General features: G+C 67.4%; 15 protein-coding genes. 10 read left to right on the top strand and 5 right to left on the bottom strand.

The genetic code is table 11. The features are described from left to right. Window positions 1–8: 8 nt before the first annotated feature. The 4 genes from ACLIMP_RS08810 to ACLIMP_RS08795 all read right to left on the bottom strand — a co-directional run bounded on the left by ACLIMP_RS08810 (window position 9) and on the right by ACLIMP_RS08795 (window position 6,237). A complete protein-coding gene (locus tag ACLIMP_RS08810) occupies window positions 9–1,307 on the bottom strand; it encodes a purple acid phosphatase family protein (RefSeq protein ID WP_443477778.1) in 1,299 nt (432 codons plus the stop codon). 11 nt (window positions 1,308–1,318) lie between these two features. Continuing rightward, the gene (locus ACLIMP_RS08805) at window positions 1,319–4,531 is read right to left on the bottom strand and encodes a TonB-dependent receptor (RefSeq protein ID WP_443477777.1); all 3,213 of its coding nucleotides are present in this window, start codon (window positions 4,529–4,531) and stop codon (window positions 1,319–1,321) included. A gap of 125 nt (window positions 4,532–4,656) precedes the next feature. Next, entirely contained in the window at window positions 4,657–5,688 is a 1,032-nt protein-coding gene (locus tag ACLIMP_RS08800; RefSeq protein WP_324698801.1) for a FecR family protein, read from the bottom strand. Next, window positions 5,689–6,237: an RNA polymerase sigma factor gene (locus ACLIMP_RS08795; RefSeq protein WP_443477776.1), complete on the bottom strand. Its 549-nt coding sequence runs from the start codon at window positions 6,235–6,237 to the stop codon at window positions 5,689–5,691. A 243-nt stretch (window positions 6,238–6,480) separates the two neighbouring features. Here ACLIMP_RS08795 and ACLIMP_RS08790 point away from each other — a divergent pair, with 243 nt between their 5' ends. The 7 genes from ACLIMP_RS08790 to ACLIMP_RS08760 all read left to right on the top strand — a co-directional run bounded on the left by ACLIMP_RS08790 (window position 6,481) and on the right by ACLIMP_RS08760 (window position 12,371). Then, window positions 6,481–6,813, top strand: a complete 333-nt coding sequence (locus ACLIMP_RS08790; protein ID WP_324698799.1) for a hypothetical protein — start codon at window positions 6,481–6,483, stop codon at window positions 6,811–6,813. Then, window positions 6,810–8,372, top strand: a complete 1,563-nt coding sequence (locus ACLIMP_RS08785) for a PepSY-associated TM helix domain-containing protein (protein ID WP_324698798.1) — start codon at window positions 6,810–6,812, stop codon at window positions 8,370–8,372. The genes ACLIMP_RS08790 and ACLIMP_RS08785 overlap by 4 nt, the downstream gene beginning before the upstream one ends. Next, on the top strand, window positions 8,369–8,653 hold the full coding sequence (locus tag ACLIMP_RS08780; RefSeq protein WP_054441249.1) for a DUF3325 domain-containing protein: 285 nt from the start codon (window positions 8,369–8,371) through the stop codon (window positions 8,651–8,653). The genes ACLIMP_RS08785 and ACLIMP_RS08780 overlap by 4 nt, the downstream gene beginning before the upstream one ends. A gap of 95 nt (window positions 8,654–8,748) precedes the next feature. After that, window positions 8,749–9,702 carry a glutathione S-transferase family protein gene (locus tag ACLIMP_RS08775; RefSeq protein ID WP_443477775.1) on the top strand — a complete coding sequence of 318 codons (954 nt, stop codon included), beginning with the start codon at window positions 8,749–8,751 and terminating at the stop codon, window positions 9,700–9,702. 101 nt (window positions 9,703–9,803) lie between these two features. Next, window positions 9,804–10,115, top strand: coding sequence for a hypothetical protein (locus ACLIMP_RS08770; protein WP_231636170.1), 312 nt, complete (start codon window positions 9,804–9,806; stop codon window positions 10,113–10,115). Window positions 10,116–10,346: 231 nt separating this feature from the next. Continuing rightward, window positions 10,347–11,189 carry a hypothetical protein gene (locus tag ACLIMP_RS08765; protein ID WP_324698796.1) on the top strand — a complete coding sequence of 281 codons (843 nt, stop codon included), beginning with the start codon at window positions 10,347–10,349 and terminating at the stop codon, window positions 11,187–11,189. A 93-nt stretch (window positions 11,190–11,282) separates the two neighbouring features. After that, a complete protein-coding gene (locus ACLIMP_RS08760; RefSeq protein ID WP_324698795.1) occupies window positions 11,283–12,371 on the top strand; it encodes an endonuclease/exonuclease/phosphatase family protein in 1,089 nt (362 codons plus the stop codon). 12 nt (window positions 12,372–12,383) lie between these two features. On the opposite strand, the gene ACLIMP_RS08755 is transcribed toward ACLIMP_RS08760, so the two are convergent. Next, window positions 12,384–14,480, bottom strand: coding sequence for a transglycosylase domain-containing protein (locus ACLIMP_RS08755; protein WP_443477774.1), 2,097 nt, complete (start codon window positions 14,478–14,480; stop codon window positions 12,384–12,386). 314 nt (window positions 14,481–14,794) lie between these two features. On the opposite strand from ACLIMP_RS08755, the gene ACLIMP_RS08750 reads away from it, so the two are divergent. The 3 genes from ACLIMP_RS08750 (at window position 14,795) to ACLIMP_RS08740 (ending at window position 19,042) form a co-directional block, all read left to right on the top strand. Next, a complete protein-coding gene (locus tag ACLIMP_RS08750; RefSeq protein WP_324698793.1) occupies window positions 14,795–16,279 on the top strand; it encodes a class-III pyridoxal-phosphate-dependent aminotransferase in 1,485 nt (494 codons plus the stop codon). A gap of 4 nt (window positions 16,280–16,283) precedes the next feature. Next, entirely contained in the window at window positions 16,284–17,879 is a 1,596-nt protein-coding gene (locus ACLIMP_RS08745) for a glycosyltransferase family 39 protein (protein ID WP_054441240.1), read from the top strand. Between the two features lie 167 nt (window positions 17,880–18,046). Next, the gene (locus ACLIMP_RS08740; protein ID WP_054441238.1) at window positions 18,047–19,042 is read left to right on the top strand and encodes a UbiA family prenyltransferase; all 996 of its coding nucleotides are present in this window, start codon (window positions 18,047–18,049) and stop codon (window positions 19,040–19,042) included.

Genomic DNA, 19,042 nt, shown 5'->3' with positions numbered 1-19,042 from the left:
TGCGGATATCAGGGCTTGTGCAAGGTCACCGCGTCGAGCGGCTCACCCGTCGCCGTATAGGCCCGGTAGGTCAGCGCGGCGGGGCTGACGTCGATCACCTGATAGGCCTGCGTGCGGGAGGCCGACTTGCGGGCCCAGGGCAGGCTGCCGACATCGTACATCTTCGGCCCGGCGACCGAGACGGCATAAGTGGTTCCGGCATCGTCCGCCGATGGGCCCTCCTTGCCGATCGCGCCGCGCGCATAGCCGTGATCGTGGCCCTGCAGCACGAGGTCGACATGATACTTGTCGATCAGCGGCTTCAGCGCGGCGCGGACCTTGGGATTGTCACGCCCCGGCTCGCTGGAGAACAGCGGGAAGTGCAGGAACAGCACCGTCCAGCGGTTCGGATTCTTCGCCAGCAGCCCGTCCAGCCATTTCACGATGGCCTTGCGCGCGGTCTCGTCCCGATCGACCTGCATGGAATCGATCGAGATCAGGCGCAGGCCCTGATAGTCGGTGTACCAGCTCGTTTCCCGGCTCGCCGGAAGCTCGGCCGGACCGTTCTCGGGCAAGGTGAACTGGCGCCGCCACTGGCCGTTGATCGAGGAACCGGCCCGCGCGGCTTCATCCCTGACGTATTCGTGATTGCCCGGCGTCGGCATCTGCGGCGTCTGGGCATAGAGGAACCCGCCCGAGGCGAACCACTCGCCCCATTCGGCATCGCTGTCATGCCGGTTGATGAGGTCTCCGGCGTGGATCGTGAAGGCCGCGTCCCCCGCCTGGCGGAAGGCCATGCGCAAGGTGCGCGAGGCTTCCGACAGGATCTGGTTCTGCATGTCGCCCATGTAGATGAAGCGGAACGGCTTGCCCTCGCGGGAGGCGGTGCGGAACTGGAACCATTCGGACCAGTGCGCGCCGTCCCCCACGCGGTAGGCATAGACGGTATCGGGTTCGAGCCCGGTCAGCACCGCCGAGTGATAGGCGGCGCGGAATGCCGGGTCCTCGCGGACCGGCAAGGTGGCATCGTCGGTATTCGCCGCCACGGTGAGCGGCGCCTTCACGAAGTCGGGGCTGCTGGTCGCCTTCGCATATTGCACCTGCCCCGGCAGCCCCGGTGCCGAGCGCCAGGTCACGGCCATGCCGGTGGCCGGATCGGCAGTGAGATTCAGGATCACGCGCTCGGGCCGGACGGTGGCGGGCGCCAGCGGCTCCTGCTGCTGGGCCGGAGCATCAGCGGCGAAGGCGGGACACGGCAGGCACAGCGGCAGAAACAGCGGCAGGGCCGGGGCCAGCGCTCCCAGCAGGATGCGCGTCTTGGTCTTCATGGCAGGTATCCTCAGAAGATCAGGTTGAAGCCGAGCGTCATGCTGCGCCCGTTCTTGATGTAGGCGCGGCTTCCCCCCGTCCCCGACGACACGGTTTCCCAATAAGTGTGCGAATCGAAGAGGTTCTGGACCTGGAACTGCACCGAGGACTTCTTGAGGAAGGTCTTGCGGAAGGTCAGGTCCACGAAGCTATAGGCCTGCTCGTAGGGATTGTTGCCGAAGTCCTGGATGCCGCCGAGGAACCGCGACTGGTAGTTCCATGCACCGTAGATTTCCCAGCCCTTGCGCTCCCAGAACAGTTGCAGGTTGGCGATCGTCTCGGGCGTTTCCATCAGCGGCAGGGTGTAGCCGTCGGGATGCCACGAAAGCCCCGTGACCGCCTTCGAACGCTGCAGCGTCAGGTTGCCGCCCACGCCCAGCGAACCGAGCACGCCCGGCAGCCAGTGCAGGAGCTGCTGGCCACTGATCTCCACGCCGTAGACTTCGGCCCACTTGCCGTTGTTCGGCATCGAGATCGCCACGCCGGCAGGATCGACGTTCTCGCCCAGCGTCCCGTCGCGGATGTTGCTGGAGGAGGAGCGGAACAGGAAGTTGGTGATGTGCTTGTAGTAGAGCGCCACCGAATAGGCCCCGGTGCGGCCGGCATAGTGCTCCAGCGACATGTCGAGGTTGAGCGAGCGCATCGGCTTGAGGTTCGGGTTGCCCTGCGCGATCGAGGTCAGCACCCACTGCGAGACCGGGTTTTCCTCGCCGTCGCCATCGGGGTCGGTGTCGTAGCCGTATTCGCGCGCCGAACTCATGCGGGCGATGTCGGGACGCGCGAAGCTGGTCCAGACCGCGCCGCGCAGCTTGGTGCGGTCGTCCAGTTCGTAATTCACATGGACCGAGGGCAGCACGTTCACGAAGCTGGACTTGTCCGAGACGAACCGCTCGCCCTGGATCAGGTCCATGTTCCAGGCGTCGATCGTGTTGCGCGTCGCCTCCATGCGCACGCCGGCGATCACTTGCGCCCGGCCGAAGCGGGCCGTGCCCATGGCATAAGCCGAGATCACCCGTTCGCTGAAGCGGAAGCTGTCCTCATTCGAAAGCTCCGCGTCATTGGGATCGACCGCGAAACCGTCGAAGATCTCGCTCTGGCCGTCCTCGGCGCGCTGGAGTTCGGCCAGCATCTTGCGGTTGTCGATCGTGGTGCCGAGCCGGTAGAGCCCGCTATAGGCGCCGCCGAACAGGCTGTTCACGTCCTTGCCGTAGAACTCGGAAAAGTCCGCCAGCGTGCCGTCCGCCTCGAGGTTCAGGAACGAGCCCTGATAAGTGCGGCGGCGCGAATTGTAGAACTTGGCGCCGGTCTTGAACGATTGCAGCCAGGAATCAACCGGCTTCCATTCAAGGTTGAACTGCGCCTGCCAGAGCTTCTCGCTGCTGCCGCCCACTTCGCCTTCAAGGCTGCTGAAATCGTACTGCGACGGGTCCTGCACCGCTTCGAGCCCGGCGGAATTGAGCAGCCACTTCGGGAAGCGCGAATCCTCGCTGCTGCTGAACAGCACGCCCTCGTTGCCGAGCCAGCCGTACTTGTCGCTGCGGAATTCCAGCGTGTACCCGTCGTCGAGATTGTCTTCCGACTGCGAGTAGGAAACGTCGTAGTCGACCGTCAGCTCGCCCACGCGCGAGATTCCGCCGAGGTTGGCCGAGGCGAGGCTGCCGGTCTCGCGCGAACCTTCCCAGAAGCGGCGCAGGCGGAAGCCCTGCGGGTCCCACGTACCCGACCCGCCGTTGAGGCTGTAGAACGATTTGCCCTTGCGGTCCGCGTCGGTGATGATCCCGTCGCCGTCCTGATCCACGATCTGGTCGAGCGAATAACCGTAGATCCGGCCCAGCGCATCGTCGTACCCGGTCACGTTGTCGTCGGGCTGGAGCAAGGCGGTATCGGCGGAATCCACCTGCACCAGGCGGGTCGAGTTCCGGGCGGTGTCGTTGCGGAAGTTCAGGCGGTTGAGGAATTCGTCCTTGCGGTACTTGTTGTACTGCCCGCGGAAGTGGAAATCGTGATTGTCCGAGCGGTAGTCGATGCTGGTATTGGCGCCCCAGCGCTTCACGTCGGTTTCGCCGAAGCCCAGGTCCATGCCGCGCATGACGAAGCGGTTGGGGTCCCAGCCCAGCGTCTCGCTGTCATCGTACCAGGTATCGGGCTGGTTATCGCCGTCGACGCCGTTCTGCTCGAACTGCGACTTGCGGCGGCTCCAGTTCGCGGCGACGTATATGCCGAAATGGTCGCTGAACTGGCGCGAAAGCGCGCCGGAAACCTGGCCGGACTTGCGATGGTCGTACTTGTCGAGCATCCCGCCCTCGGCGGACAGACGCGCGTACATCGGGGTCTGGTCGAAGGCGGTCGGGGTGGAGATATCCACCGAGCCGCCCAGCGCGTCACCGTCGCGGTCGGGCGTCAGGGTCTTATAGACGGTGATCTGCTTGATACCGTCCGGCGGCAGGACCGAGAGGCGCACGCCGCGATAGAAATTGTTGTCGCGCGAACCGGCCCCGCCCAGGCGAACGCCGTTGATCGAGTAGTTGTTCAGCTCGGTGGAAAGGCCGCGCACGGTGATGCGGTCGCCCTCGCCCGTGGTCGGGCTGCGCACCGCGTTGACGCCGGGCAGCCGCGCGAGCGCCTCGGAAACATTGTTGGCGGGCAGCTTGCCCATGTCGTCGGCGCTGATCGTGTCGGAGACGGTGTCGTTCCTGCGCTTGATGTCGAGCGCGTGCTGCGCCGCCTCGATATAGCCGGTGACGACGATCTCGCTGTCTCCGCCCCCGGCAGGCTCTTCGGCAACGGCGGCGGCGGCCACCGGCGCGGCGCGGCGCGCCGGAGCGGTGACTGCGGCGGGGCGCGGCGTGGCCGCCCGCGCCTTCAGGATCACGGTGCCCCCGCGAAGCTGCGTCTCGACATTGGCGCCGCGCACCAGCCGGGCGAGCGCCTGCTGCGCGCTCATCCGGCCCGAGACGGCCGCGCTCCGGCGCCCCCGCACCGCATCGGGCGCCGCCGCCACCTGCAGCCCGGTAACGCGCGAGAATTCCTGAAGCGCATGGCCGAGGTCCTGTGCCGGAATGGCGAAGCTGTACTGCCCCGTGGCAGCCGCCTGCGCAGGCGCCGCGGCGACCCCGCCGCTCACCGTGGCCAACGCGATCGCCCACGCGGATACGCGCAGCAGGGCATTACTCGAACGAAACATCATTTCCCCCCTAGGATAAGGCATTCGGGGGGAAGACGTGCAGGCCCGGCCTAACCCGACAATTATTTTTTCTTACATTTTCATTACGTTATCAAGTATTCTTGATGACACCAAGAGCCTGCCGCCTAACGCGAAAGCAGGTAGCGGCCGCCTTCCCTGTGCCACTGGAGATCGTGGATCGCGGCCAGCGCATCCAGCACCATCTCCGGGTCCGACGTCTGGAACCGGCCCGTCACCGGAAGGTCGCCCAGGGCCGGATCGGACAGTTCGATCGGCCGCGAGGAACCCCGGTTGAGCCGCTGCACGAGTTGCCGCACCGATGTATCCTCGGCATCGAACCAGCCGTCGATCCAGCCGGGATGATCGCCCGGCACATCGCCAAGGCTGCGGACCTTACCGCCGCCCACCTCGATGCCGCTGCCCGCCGGCAGGCGCCATTGCCGCCCGGCACCGGCATCCACGCTCACCAGGCCGCGATAGACCCGCACCACCCGCGTCTGTTCGTCCACCAGATCGATGTCGAAGGCGGTGCCGAGCACGGTCACGCTGGAGCTGCCGGTATCGACGGCGAAATTGCGGACTTTCTCGTGCGCAACGTCGAAGAAGGCCTCGCCCTCGCGCAGGACGACCTCGCGCGACCATGGGGTGAAGCGCACGTCCATCCGGGTATCGCCGCTGAGGCGCACTTTCGATCCGTCCACCAGCTGGACATCGCGGGTTTCGCCGCGCGCCGTGCGGTAGCTCGCCTCGCTCACCAGCAGCCGCGCCCCCAGCGACACGACCACCACGAGGCAGAGCGCCACCGCAGTGAAGGCCGCGAACTGCTTCCACGCCTGCGCGGCCCAGTTCGGGGCCTCGCCGTCTTCCGGCAGGCCGGATTCGTCCGTACCCGTCCGGGTGCCGCCCGCCGCGCCGGGCCATGACCCGATCGCCGCCGCGCCCGTCCCTGCCTCCGCTGCCGTCAGCGCGTCCTGCATGGCCCCGGACTGCCAGAGCCCCTGCATCCGCGCATAGGCTTCCACGTGGCGGCTATCCTGCAGGATCCAGCGATCAAACGCCGCCGCCATCTCGGCATCCTGCAAGGGGCGGTTCATCCGGTCCGCCCATTGCGCGGCCTGACGGTCGATCTCGCCGAAGTCCTGCCGGTCGGGCATCATTCAGCCATGTCCCGCAAGGTCCACGCCCGCGCGTTCGAGCGCCCGCCGCAGGTCGAGCAGACCGCGCGTGATATGCTTCTCCACCGCCTTCGCGCTGATCGAGAGATCGTCACCGATGGCGCGGCAGCTTTCATGATTGAGGCGCCTGCGAATGAGCACTTCCCTGCGCAAGGGCGGCATCCGCCGCAGGCAGAGCGAGAGCACGTCCAGCGCGCGGCGTGAATCGAGAACCCTGTCCAGCGAGGGATCGTCGCTTTCCCATTCTTCGTCTGCTTCCCCGGACTGGCGCGACCCATGGCAGTAATCCTGGCGCATCTCCCGCCGCTGCAAGTCCACGATCAGGTTGTCCGCGATCCTGAAGCCCAGTGCAAAGAGACTGCCGATCTGCTGCGTCTGGCTGAGAGCGATCAGCCGCGCAAGCGTTTCCTGCGCCACGTCGTCGGCCACGTCGGGCCGCGTTCCCCGCGCCCTGAGATAGCGCACGAGCGCAGCGCCGACCGCATTCCAGTCCTGCGGCGGCGACGCGGGACGATCCATGGCATTCGACAACACGATTTTTCACCCAGCGCCCCGCCGTCTCGTGTCCGGCCGGCGGTCCCTAGGGCCTGTCCATGACGGTTTGAGGAATACCGGAAACTGCAGGAACGGCAGCGCCCGGTTGGGTATTCCTGCGGGCTTCCCTTGGCCCCGGCCCCACGCGCGGCGCTGGACCATTGACTCGGGCGCGGGCTGAATCTAACCGGCGCACTGTTGCGATTGATTTGCAATATACAGTTGGACGGTGGGAAGACGATGGCGAGAAGTGCCGCGAACGGCAGGACGACGGGGCGCGGTATCGGCCGCTGGAACGTGACCGCACGCATTCTCGCGGCGGTCCCCGCGAACTATCTCGTCACCTCGCTGGCAACGGCCTGCCTGGCCCGGCTGCTGGCGCACGGACTTTCCGTCAACCCGGCGGAGGCCAGCGTGGCGGCCACGCTGCTGTCCTTCGCGCTTTTCGCCACCATCGCGCTGCTGGCCTTCGGCCTGCGCTCGGCAGGGCGGCTCTGGCTGTGGCTGGCCGTTTCGGCAGCGGTTCTTGGCGGCGCGCTGTGGCTCTCGCTCGACATGGGAGGCCGGCTGTGAAGGAGGGCCTGCGCCAGTCGATGGCGCTGCTCCACACCTGGACCGGGCTGCTGCTGGGCTGGCTGCTGTTCGCCATGTTCGCCACCGGCACCTCGGCCTATTTCCAGGACGAGATCACCCGCTGGATGCAGCCGGAGATCACCGGCGATGCCGATCCGGTCGCCTCGGCGCAAGGCGCGGTGCGGTTCCTGCAGCGCACGGCCCCCGATGCGGCGAGCTGGTACATCTCGCTGCCCAACAGCCGCAGCGCCACCACGCAGGTCTACTGGCAGCCCGGCGAAGGCAGCGCGCCCGCAAACCGCGGCGAAACCAGCGCCCTGCTCGACCAGACCGGCAAGGAAGTCTCCACCCGCGAGACGCGCGGCGGCTTCTTCCTCTACCGCTTCCACTTCGACCTGCACTACATGCCGGTGCTCTGGGCCCGCTATCTCGTGGGGCTGGCGGCGATGTTCATGCTGGTGGCGATCCTTTCGGGCATCATCACGCACAAGAAGATCTTCGCGGACTTCTTCATGCTGCGCTTCAACAAGGGACAGCGCTCCTGGCTGGACGCGCATAACGTGACCGCCGTGATCGCCCTGCCCTTCCACCTGATGATCACCTTCACCGGGCTGGTCACGCTGGCGGTCATGTACATGCCCTGGGGCATCGCCGCCAACTATGCCGATCGCGCCACCTTCCAGGACGCCGTCTTCGGCCGGACCGAGGAAGTGGCCCGCAGCGGCAGCCCCGCGCCGCTGGCCGCCATCGCGCCGATCATGCAGGCGGCCTCCGCCCGGTGGGGCGGCAAGCGGGTGGGCTACCTCAACATCTCCAACCCCGGAGACGCCACCGCCAGAATCGGCGTGACCCGCGCGGCGGAAGGCGCCATCGGTTCGCGGGGCGAGGAAATCTCGTTCGGCGGCGTCACCGGCCGCCCGGTGGATGCCAGCATGGCCAAGGGCGCCGCGCTCGCCACCGAGAGCGTGATGATCGGCCTCCATGCCGGGCGCTACGCCCGGTACGGCCTGCGCTGGCTCTACTTCCTCTCCGGCCTCGGCGGCACCATCATGGTCGGCAGTGGGCTCGTGCTCTGGACGGTCAAGCGCCGGGCCAAGCTGCCCGATCCCGCTCGCCCGCACTTCGGGTTCCGCCTCGTGGAGAAGCTCAACATCGCCACGGTCGCGGGCTTCCCTGCGGGCCTTGCGACATACTTCCTGGCGAACCGCCTGCTGCCGCTGGACCTTGCGGAGCGTGCCGAGCGCGAGATCGACAGCCTGTTCCTCGCCTGGCTCGCGGTGCTGCTCTGGGCGCTGGTGCGCCCCTCGGCCCGCGCCTGGCCGGAAGCGCTCGGCCTTGTCGCCGCGCTGTTCGCCGCCGTGCCGCTGGTCAATGCACTGACGACCTCGCGCGGGCTGCCGGTGAGCCTGCTCGCGGGGGACTGGCTGTTCGTCTCGTTCGACACGGTCATGCTGCTGCTGGCGGCGGGCTTCGCGATGGGCGCGCGCAAGGCGGCCCGCAAACGCGCGGAGGGGCCCCGCCCCGCCCGGCGCAGGAACCAGACGGCGGTGACGGCATGATCCAGCTCCTTTGCATCGTCCTTGCCGGCGGCGCCTTCGCCGCGCTGGCCCTGTCGATGAAGCGCCACCAGCGCGACCTTGCCGGGCGGGCGCTGACCCAGCGGGAAACCCGCCTCGCCCGCATCGGCGGCTGGACGCTCGTGGTGCTGGTGCTGGGAATCGACGCGGCGGCATCGGGCTGGGGCTACGGCACGGTTGCCTGGGCCGGGCAGCTCACCGTGGGCGCGTGGGCCAATGTCGCCTGGCTGATCTGGCGCGGCCGTTCCTCGCGCGGGGCCTGAACCTTCGCAGCCCGCTTGCCCCGCCCGCATGTCATGGACATGTCGCCGCGCGGGAGCGATAGAGCGGCCCTGTCCATCCTTGCGGGAGCCTGACCATGGGAATGCTGATCGACGGCCAGTGGCACGATGTCTGGTACGACACGAAGTCCACCGGCGGCCGCTTCATCCGCAAGGATTCCGCCTATCGCGGCTGGATCTCCGCTGACGGCGCCTCCGGTTTCAAGGCCGAGGCCGGGCGCTATCACCTCTATGTCAGCCTTGCCTGTCCCTGGGCCCATCGCACCCTGATCGTGCGCGCGCTCAAGGGTCTGGAAGCGCTCGTCCCGATCTCCGTGGTGAACTGGGTCATGCTCGAAAAGGGCTGGACCTTCGCCGATGCGCCCGGAGTCATTCCCGATCCCGTCAACCATGCCGACTATCTCCACCAGGTCTATACCGCCGCCGATCCCGCCTACAGCGGCCGCGTCACCGTGCCCGTGCTCTGGGACAGGCAGACCGGGACGATCGTGAACAACGAATCCTCCGAGATCATCCGCATGTTCAACGAGGCGTTCGACGGGCTCGGCGCCGCGCCGGGGGACTTCTATCCCGAAGCCCTGCGTACCGAGATCGACGCGGTGAACGCGCGGGTCTACGATACGGTGAACAACGGCGTCTACAAGGCCGGCTTCGCCACCAGCCAGGATGCCTACGAGGAAGCCCTCACGCCGCTGTTCGATTCGCTGGACTGGCTGGAGCAACGGCTCTCCCGCAGCCGCTTTCTGGTGGGAGACAGGCTGACAGAGGCCGATATCCGCCTTTTCACCACGCTGGTCCGCTTCGATGCCGTCTACGTCGGTCACTTCAAGTGCAACGTGCGGCGGATATTCGATTATCCCGCCCTGCAAGACTACCTGCGCGACATCTACCAGACGCCGGGCATCGCGCCGACGGTGAACTTCCAGCACATCAAGGGCCATTATTACGAAAGCCATCGCGGCATCAATCCAACCGGGATTGTGCCCAAGGGCCCGATACTTGACCTCGACACGCCGCACGGACGCTCCTGATCGGGACTCCCGCGGCAACTTTGGGCTGTTCCCTCTCGGGCAAATACAGGTAAGCTGTATTCCGATCCGCACTATCCCTCAGTTCCCAAGGAGGCGCCCCCATGCGCAAGGATGCATCCCTCTACTCGATCGATGGTTCGTCGCTCTCCGGTGCCTCCTCGGATGAGCCCCTCACCGACCGTCTGAACCGGGTGCTGGAGATGCTCCGCGCCGAGTTTCCGCACGCGGTGGACATCGGGCTGGAATTCGACGGCAAGCTCCACGCCCATATCGACGTGCGCGGCGGCGAGGAAGTCTGCGGGGTGGAATCGAAGCTGCCCAACCTGGGAGAGGGAATGTTCACCCAGATCGCCCACGGCGCCACGCCGCACCATCCCTTCTTCCACCGCATCAGCTCGGTCGTCGAAGGATAAGCGGCGGCGCGGCGGGGCGACCTGTCGCGAAACCATCATCAAACGGTGATCGTCCCGTCACTTGCGGAGCCTATCGAGCCCTGGGCGGCATCGAAGGCGCCGTGAGGGACGGCAAGGTCTCGATGCCCTTGCCGCTTTCGTGGTATCCTGCCGCATCCATCGTTCGAGCGAGGGGCAGAACATGATCGACGAACCGACCCGCCATTTCTGCGCCGGAATCGGGGCACGCCCATGATCTTCGCCGCGCTCGCGCTTGCCCAGAGCCTGGCTCTTGCCCTGCCTCCCGCTGTCGCGGCCTCCGGCGCGGCGCCCGGCGCGCCGCTTCCCGCAGCAACCGAACTGCGCCGCATCGCCGCCCCCGAAGCCCGGCAGGGCGCGGCCGGCGGCCATGGCTCCGTCTATGCCGTGGGCGATCACGAGGTCGCCCGTTATGACGCCGCGAGCGCCCGGCGCGTCGCGCACTGGAGCGGCGATCCGGTGATCTACCCGCATCTCAACAGCTGCGAACTGGACGGTTCCGAACTGGTCTGCGCGGCTTCGAACTATCCGCAGGTTCCGATGGACAGCCAGGTGCTGTGGTTCGACGCGGCCAGCCTGAAACCGCTGCGCAGCCATGCCCTGGGCCATGGCCACGGCTCGCTGACATGGTTCGTCCGCCACGAGGGCAGCTGGTGGGCCTGCTACGCCAATTACGACGGCAAGGGCGGCGAGCCGGGCCGCGATCACCGCGCCACCACACTTGTCAGGATGAACGACCGGTTCGAGGAAACCGGCCTCTGGACCTTCCCGGAGACCGTGCTTTCCCGCATGGCCCCGCGCAGTTCCTCGGGCGGTTCGTGGGGCAAGGACGGCTTGCTCTACGTGACCGGCCACGATCTGCCGGAAATCTATGCGGTCCGGGTTCCCAGGCAGGGCGGCGTGCTCGAACATGTGGCGACGATCGCCATGCCGACCGGCGGCCAGGCCATCGGCTGGGCCCCGGACGAGCCGCGGGTCATATGGTCTATCGAGCGCAAGACGCTGGAAATGGTGGCGAGCAGGGTTCCTCCGGTGAAGAGCGGAAGGAAGCCGTAGATCCGATCATCGCCCTGCCGGGCCGCCCGGCAGGAAACGGCGCAACAGGGGACGACCATGATCTTGCACAGGGGCAGGCGCGCAAGGGAGTTCTTGAAAGCATCGGTCCGCTGGACCGCAAGAGACCGCCGGCCGGTCTGGCTGGCGGTGCCGCTTGCCGCCGCGCTCGGCCTTGGCGGCGCCATCGGGGGGGAACCGCGCGATCCGGTCCCGATCACGGCGGCGCCGCTGCCGGAGCCAGCAACGGCGGGAGCAAGGGAGCCGGGCACGATTTCCATCCTCACCTACAACGTCAAGGGCCTGCCCTGGCCGCTTGCCAGCAACCGCCCCCAGGCGCTTCGCCGCATCGCCGAGCGGCTGGCGGGGATGCGGCGCGAAGGGCGCCAGCCACATGTCGTCGTCCTGCAGGAAGCCTTCACCGCCGATGCCAAGGCGATAGGGCGGCGTGCCGGATATCCCTTCGTGATCGAAGGCCCCTACGCCCGGCGCGCGCCCTCGCATTCAGGCGGTCGCGACTGGCATCTGGGCGAAACCAGCATGGCAGTGGTGGACAGCGGGCTCGTCCTGCTTTCCGACTTTCCCGTGCTGGGCGTGGAGCGCGCCGCCTTCCCGCCGGAGGACTGCGCCGGGTACGACTGTCTTGCCGCCAAGGGCGTGCTGATCGCCGAACTGGAAACCCCGGATCGCGGCCCCGTGCTGGTGGCGACGACGCATCTCAACTGCCAGAGCGCATCGGGAGCGCCCAAGGCCCGCACCACCGCCGCTTTCGGACGACAGGCGGCCTTCCTCGGCGCATTTCTCGCAAGGGCACATGCGCGCGGATTGCCGGTGGTGGTGGCGGGAGACTTCAACCAGGGCCAGCGCCCCCGCCGCGCGGCCCTGCTCCGCACGGCGCTGGGCGAGGTGAACGGACAGCCGGTGCGCGATGCCCTCAGCCGGAGCCTTCTCCCCGGCGCGTCTGACGATCCCGCCCGGAACGCCGATCTCGCCGCGATCCGCGAGCACGCACGCGATCTGCAATTCGCCTTCGACGGCACGAACGCGCGCATCGTGCCGGTGGGCGCGGACGTGCCCTTCGGCCGCGAACCGGACGGCCGGATGCTTTCCGACCACATGGGCTACACGATCCGCTACCGGATCGAGCCATTCCGGGCTTTGCGGCCCCGGATTGCTACGAACTAGGCCTGAGCAAACCTAGGGTTGCGGAGAAGACGAAGCGGCGGGTGCCGGATCGGTGCGGCGTGGCTGCACCAGTTGCTCGATGATCTGCCGCCCGTCGATCTGGAGCCCCTTCTCGTCCAGCTTCACGTCCACCGGAGCGCCGCCGATCTGGGTGGAGAGCACCGCTTTGCCCTCCTCCACGCGCAAGCTGGAATCGCCCAGCGGGATATCGCCGATATCCGGCACGTCGAGCGGCTGGACCGGGCCTTCGGGATCGGGGCTCCCGGTTGCACGGGGACGCGGCGCGGCGCGCTCGCCCAGCGCCTGCTGCATGAAATCGCGCCAGATACGGGCCGGAATCGTGCCGCCGGAAACCCCCTTGAGCGGCGTATTGTCGTCATTGCCGACCCACACGCCGACCACGAGGTCCTTGGCATAGCCCACGAACAGCGCATCGCGGTTCTCCTGGCTGGTGCCGGTCTTGCCGTAGTTCGCGGTTTGCAGCCGGGCGCCGCGCCCGGTGCCGCGATTGACGGCGCCCCGCAGCAAGGTCTCGATATCGTCGTGCTCGCTCTGCGACAGGCTGCGGCGGCCGCTGATGAGCCCGTCGAACCAGCCCTCCTCCTTGGCCTTGAACGCCGTCGGCGCGACCGGGAAGCGATTGCCGGCCACGCCCGCATAGGCCGCCGTCAGTTCCATCAGCGTCATGCTGGACGTGCCGAGCGCGAGGCTGGGATCGCCATGCGGCAGCGGCGCGGTGACGCCGAGCTTGCGCGCCATGTCGATCACCGCCTTGTCGCCCACTTTCTGGAACAGGCGCACGGCCGCCACATTGCTCGAATGGGCGAAGGCATCGGCCAGCGTGATCGTCTGCGAATAGGCGCCCCCGGCGTTCTGCGGGCGATAGTAGCCGATTTCGAACGGGGTGTTCTCGATCGTGTCGGTCGGCTTCCAGCCGTCATCGAGCGCGGCAAGATAGACGAAGAGCTTGAACGTCGAACCCGGCTGGCGCCGGGCCTGCGTCACGCGGTTGAACGGCGACTTGGCATAGTCGCGCCCGCCGACCATGGCCACGACCTCGCCATTGGGCCGCATCGCCACCAGCGCGACTTGCGCCTTGCCCAGCGGCGCATTCTCGATGGCGCGGCGCGCGGCGGCCTGGAGACGGGAATCGAGCGTAGTCTTGTAGGTCTGCGCGGCATAGCTCGCCTCGTCGAGCCCGCGCGCCTGCGGCAGCGCCCAGTCCGCGAAGTAGGTGCCGGTGGGCAGGTCGTTCTGCGAACGCACGTCAAGGCGCGGCGCACGGATGGCGCGGGCCTGCTCCGGCGTCATGTATCCCGCCTCGACCATGGACTGGAGCACCAGCTTCATGCGCTGCTCGGCAAGATCGTAGTTGTTGGTGGGCGCGAGGCGCGAAGGCGCCTTCATCAGCCCCGCCAGCATGGCCGACTGCGCGGGCGAGAGGTTCTCGGGCTTGCGGTGGAAGTAATGCATCGAGGCCGCCCGCAACCCGTAGGTATTGTCGCCGAAGTAGGCGTTCGACAGGTAGCGTTCGAGGATCTCGTCCTTGCTCAGCCAGGCTTCCAGCCAGAATGCGATCAGCACTTCGCGCGCCTTGCGCGTCAGGCTGCGTTCGGAGGTGAGGAAGGTGAACTTGGCGAGCTGCTGGGTGATCGTGCTGCCGCCCTGGGTGCTGCCGCCGCTCACGTTGCTCCACAAGGCGCGGGCGATGCCGCGCGGATCGATGCCCCAGTGGCTGTAGAACCGGCGGTCCTCGATGGCGATGAAGGCCTGCGTGACGTGGATCGGCAGCTTCTTCACCTCCACCGGCGCATCGACGATGGCGCCGTTGCGCGCGATCGGGGTGCCGTCCGCCGCCAGCAGCGTGACTTGCGGCGGCGAAATCGGCTGGAGCGACTTTGACAGCGGCGCCGTCACCAGCAGCCAGCCGATCAGCAGGAAGAACAGCATCAGCACGCCGGCGGTCCCGCGCGAAATCCACCACCAGCGCGAACGGCCGCGCGGCGGCGCCTCGGCGGAAGGCGGCGGGTTCGGGGAACTGGGGGAATGGTCGTCCTGGTCCGGCCCGCCTTCCGGCAGGCTTTTCAGGTTATCCAACGTCAAGGCCATATCGCGGCTTCGCCTGCACTTCCCATCCAACAAGGCCCGCAGCGGGCCGGATTTCGCCAATACGGGGTTCCGTGGCGCCTTGCGAGGCAAATGTTGTCGCAAAATCGACAAACCGATGACCGGAACCGGCGCAGGTCCATCCCTTCCGGTACGGTGTGCGTGCCATCCCGTCTATCCGGCAGGGGTAGCCCCGTTCCCGGAGGGCTAGGCCATGCGTTCCGGCGCGGGCATTCGGGAGTATAAGGTCCTGTAGATACACGCCGTCCCACCCGCCCGGTAGCCTGCTTGCATATCGATGGCAGGAGAGATCGAGCGTGACGGCACATTCCAAGATCGAAGCCCGGATCGAGACCCTCGGCCCGGATGCGCCGGAAGACCGCAAGCTGCTGTCGCTGGAGCAGAGCCTCGCGCTGGACGGCGATGCGGCGATGGACCTCTATGCCGCGCACCTCAACAAGTACATGCTCCAGGTCTTCGACATCCTCGGCCTGGCGCGCATGGATATCGAAAGCGCGCAAGGCGCCGAGATCACCTTGCGCGACGGGCGCACCATCCTCGACTATTCGGGCGGTTTCGGCGTGCTCGGGCTGGGCCACAACCACCCGCGCGTGATCGCCGCGGAGCGCCGCTGCCACGAACTCAAGGTGCTGGACTGCATCAAGATCGCGCCGCACAAGCTGCAGGGCGCGCTGGCCTACAACATCTCGCGGTTCCTGCCCCGCCCGCTGGACGTCTCCTTCCTCGCGGTATCCGGCACCGAGGCCAACGAAGCGGCGATGAAGCTGTGCGAGCGCGTGCAGACCCCCAAGGGCAAGACCAAGTTCCTGTGCTTCCGGGGCGCCTTCCACGGCAAGACGCACGGCCCCCTCTCCCTCACCACCGCCACCGACGTGCAGAGCGGCTTCATCATGGGCGTTCCCCGGGAGAACGTCGTCTTCGCCACCTATGGAGACATCGAATCCGTGATCGAGGCGATCCGGCAGGAACGGACCGCAGGCGGCAACCGGATCATCGCCGGGATCGTCGAAACCATCCGGGGCACCTCCTGCGAAGTGCCGCGCCCGGGCTTCCTCACCGAATTCGCGGCGCTGTGCCGGCAGGAGGACATCCTGACGATCTTCGACGAGGTGAAGGTCGGCATGGGCCGCACCGGCAGGTTCTGCGCCTTCCAGCACGAGGACGTGGTGCCCGACGTCGTCACCCTCGCCAAGACGCTGGGCGGCGGCAAGCGCGAACTGGGCGCCATGGTCACCTCGCAGGCCCTGTTCGACAAGGCCTATGGCAACAAGCAGGACTGCAACCTGCACAGTTCCAGCTTCAGCGGCATGGGGGAATCCTGCGCGGTCGGCATCGAGACGCTCAACGTGCTCGCGGACGAGAAGCTGATCGAGCGGGCCGGACGCATCGGCGCTTACCTGAAAGCCGGGCTGGAACGCCTGCGCGAGAAGTATCCGCGCAAGATCGTATCCCTGCGCGGCAAGGGCTGCTTCCAGGCAATCGAGCTGAACTTTGGCCAGCAACTTGCTGAAAAAGCGATAGATATACGCAAGAACCCGCTTTTCGTGACTTACGAGACGGTGCTGATCGGCGCCGTGGCGCGCGAACTGTTCGAACGCCACGGCGTGCTCGTCCATTTCCAGCCCGGCGCCCGAGACCTGCTGCACTTCATGCCGCCCTACATCGTCGAGGAGGCACAGGTGGACCATCTGCTCGCCGCTCTGGACGACGTGCTGGGACGCGGCGTGGCGGATGCCACGGTCCGCTTCGTCGCCAAGAACATCAAGCGCGTGCTGGGCTGAGCCGATGGCAACGCCCGCCGAGATGGCCCGCCCCTTCGCGGCCACCGCGCCCCGCCCTCCCCTGGGCCTTGGCAATGCCGCTTCGGTCCGGCAGGGCCGGATAGCCTGCGCGCTCCTGGTGCTGGGCTCGCTGGCATTGCTCCAGTTCAACGTCCACCACGGGCTTTCCGTCACCCCGGACAGCACCCGCTACATGGGGATCAGCCCGATCCCCTACGACGCGCCGGTCTACCACTGGATGCTCGTGCTGCCCCATGCGCTGGGCGTGCCGCTGCTGACGGCGGCCATGGCCTGGGCGATCGTCACGCTCTGCACCAATGTCGTCATGATCTTCGCGCTGCTCCGGCGGGCCGCGGGGGACTGGCGCCATGCGGCGGTCGGCACCGCCCTCGTGGCGCTGGCACCGCAGTTCGTCGCCCTTCATGCCAGCGTGATATCGGAGCCGCCGTTCATCTCCTTCGTGTTGTTCACGTTGTGGTTCGTGCTCGACTACTTCGAGCATGGCCGCCAGCGCGACCTGGTGATCGCCTCGCTCATGCTGGGCATGGCCACGCTTGCGCGGTTTACCGCCCCCCCGCTGGGCGCCGCCATCGTGCTGGTCCTGCTCACCACGCCGCGCCTGCCGCTTGCCCGGCGCGTGGCCGACAGCGTGCTGATGGCCGTCCCGGGGGCCGCGCTGTTCTTCGGCTGGGTGATCCTGAGCACGCTGACGGTGGGCCATTCCATCGGCCGCGAGATGCGCTTCTACGGCAACATGGGGCCGGCGCAGTGGCGGGCCAATCTCGAAACCACCGCCGCCTGGCTGTTCCCCGACAACGTGCCGCTGGCCTTCCGCGTCAGCCTGCTCGTCCTGCTGCTCGGCTTCGCTGGCTGGCAGTTCACCCGCCAGCTTGCCGCCTGGCGGAACGAGCGCGCCGATGCGCCCAGCGATGCGCGCACCGCCCTGTCGCTGGTCCTCGGGCTGTTCTTCGTGGGCTATCTCGCCTTCGTCTGGCTCTCGACGATGCTGGAGGCGAACCTTTCCTTCGTGGGGCGCTACGGTCTTCCCGCCTATCTGGTCCTGGCGATGCTGCTGACGCTTCAGGCAAGCGGGCTCGACCGCCGACTGGCCGCCCCCCGCGCCATGTGGTTCGCGCTGGCCGCGCTGGCGGCGGTGATCCTCGCCTCGCACACCGTGCGCACGGTCAGCCGCACCCATGACGCCTATCGCGAGGGTTCCGGCTTCCACGCCCGCATCTGGCGCGAATCCCCGACGATCGCGGCGGTGCGGGCGCTTCCCGCCGCCTCGCTGGTCTATTCGAACGGCCCCGAAGTCGTCACCCTGCTGACGGACCGCCGCGCGGGCATGGTGCCGATGGAGCGCCTGCTGCGCACCAACCGGCCCGATCCCAACGATCCGCCCGAAGCGCAGATCGCCCGCATCCGCGGCGAAGCGGCCGCATGGCCCGAGCGCCCGGTCTATGTGGTCGCCTTCGACAACATCGACTGGCGCTTCTACCTCGCCAGCGAAGACCGGCTGCGGCGCGCGCTCTCGCTGGTTCCCGTCGCCAGCTTCGCCGACGGACGCATCTACCGCGTGTCGCCCGCGGTGCAGCCATGACCCCGCCGCCGCCATCGGCATCCCCGCCCGCGATCGCGCCGCCCATCGCGGTGGCGCCAATCGCCTCCGGCCCGGTCGGCCCCCTCATTTCCGGAACAACAGCCGTTCCATCCGCATCCGTTTCACCGCCAGCCACCCCGCCCCCTCCGCTCCAGGAGAATCCCCCCATGCCCTCGACGGCCACGCTTGACCGCAAGACCGCGCGCCTGCGCGATTACCTGACCCTTGCCCGCTTCGATCACATCACCAAGCATGTGTTCATCATACCGGGCCTGATCCTCGCCTATGCACTGCGCGAGCCCTCGCTGCTGGACGCCCCGCAGCGCGTGGTCATCGGCTTCGTCGTGGCCATCGCGATCGCCTCGGCCAACTACGTCATCAACGAATGGCTGGACCGGGAATTCGACGCGCATCACCCCAGCAAGCACCACCGCAAGGCCGTGTCGCTGCAACTCTCGCCGGCGCTGGTCTATGTGGAATACCTGGCCTTCGCCGGGGTCGGCCTTTCGCTGGCGGCTTGGATGGGAGGCAGCTTCTTCGTCTTCTCGATCGTGTTCCTCGCCTCGGGCCTCGTCTACAACGTGCAGCCGATCCGCTCGAAGGACCGCCCGTTCCTCGACGTGATCTCGGAATCGGTGAACAACCCGATCCGCCTGACGCTGGGCTGGCTGATGATAGACCCCTCCAGCATGCCGCCCGTCAGCCTCCTGCTCGCCTACTGGACCGGCGGCGCCTTCCTCATGGGTTCCAAGCGCCTGTCCGAATACCGCGACATCACCGCCGCCGTCGGCCTTGAAACGCTGACCCGCTACCGCAAGTCCTTCGCCGGCTATACCGCCGAGAGCCTGGTGGTGAGCTGCCTCGTCTATGCCATGCTCTCCTCGTTCTTCCTCGGCGTGTTCCTCATCAAGTACCGGGTCGAATACGTCCTGGCCTTCCCGTTCATCGCCGGGCTGTTCGGCTGCTATCTCTGGCTGTCGATGCTGCCGGACTCGATCGCGCAGCGGCCGGAACGGATGTTCCGCTCCCGCCGCCTGATGGCGACGCTGGGCGTGACCGTGAGCGTGCTGCTGGTGCTCTCGTTCCTCGACCTTGCCGGCCTGTCCACGCTCACCAACCGCAGCTTCACCCCGGCGGACATGCTCCCCGGGCACCGCAAGTGA

This window comes from Novosphingobium aeonii (assembly GCF_052279045.1).
In the GTDB taxonomy this organism is placed as follows: Bacteria; Pseudomonadota; Alphaproteobacteria; order Sphingomonadales; family Sphingomonadaceae; genus Novosphingobium.
This window is presented reverse-complemented; position numbering and strand designations above follow the sequence as displayed.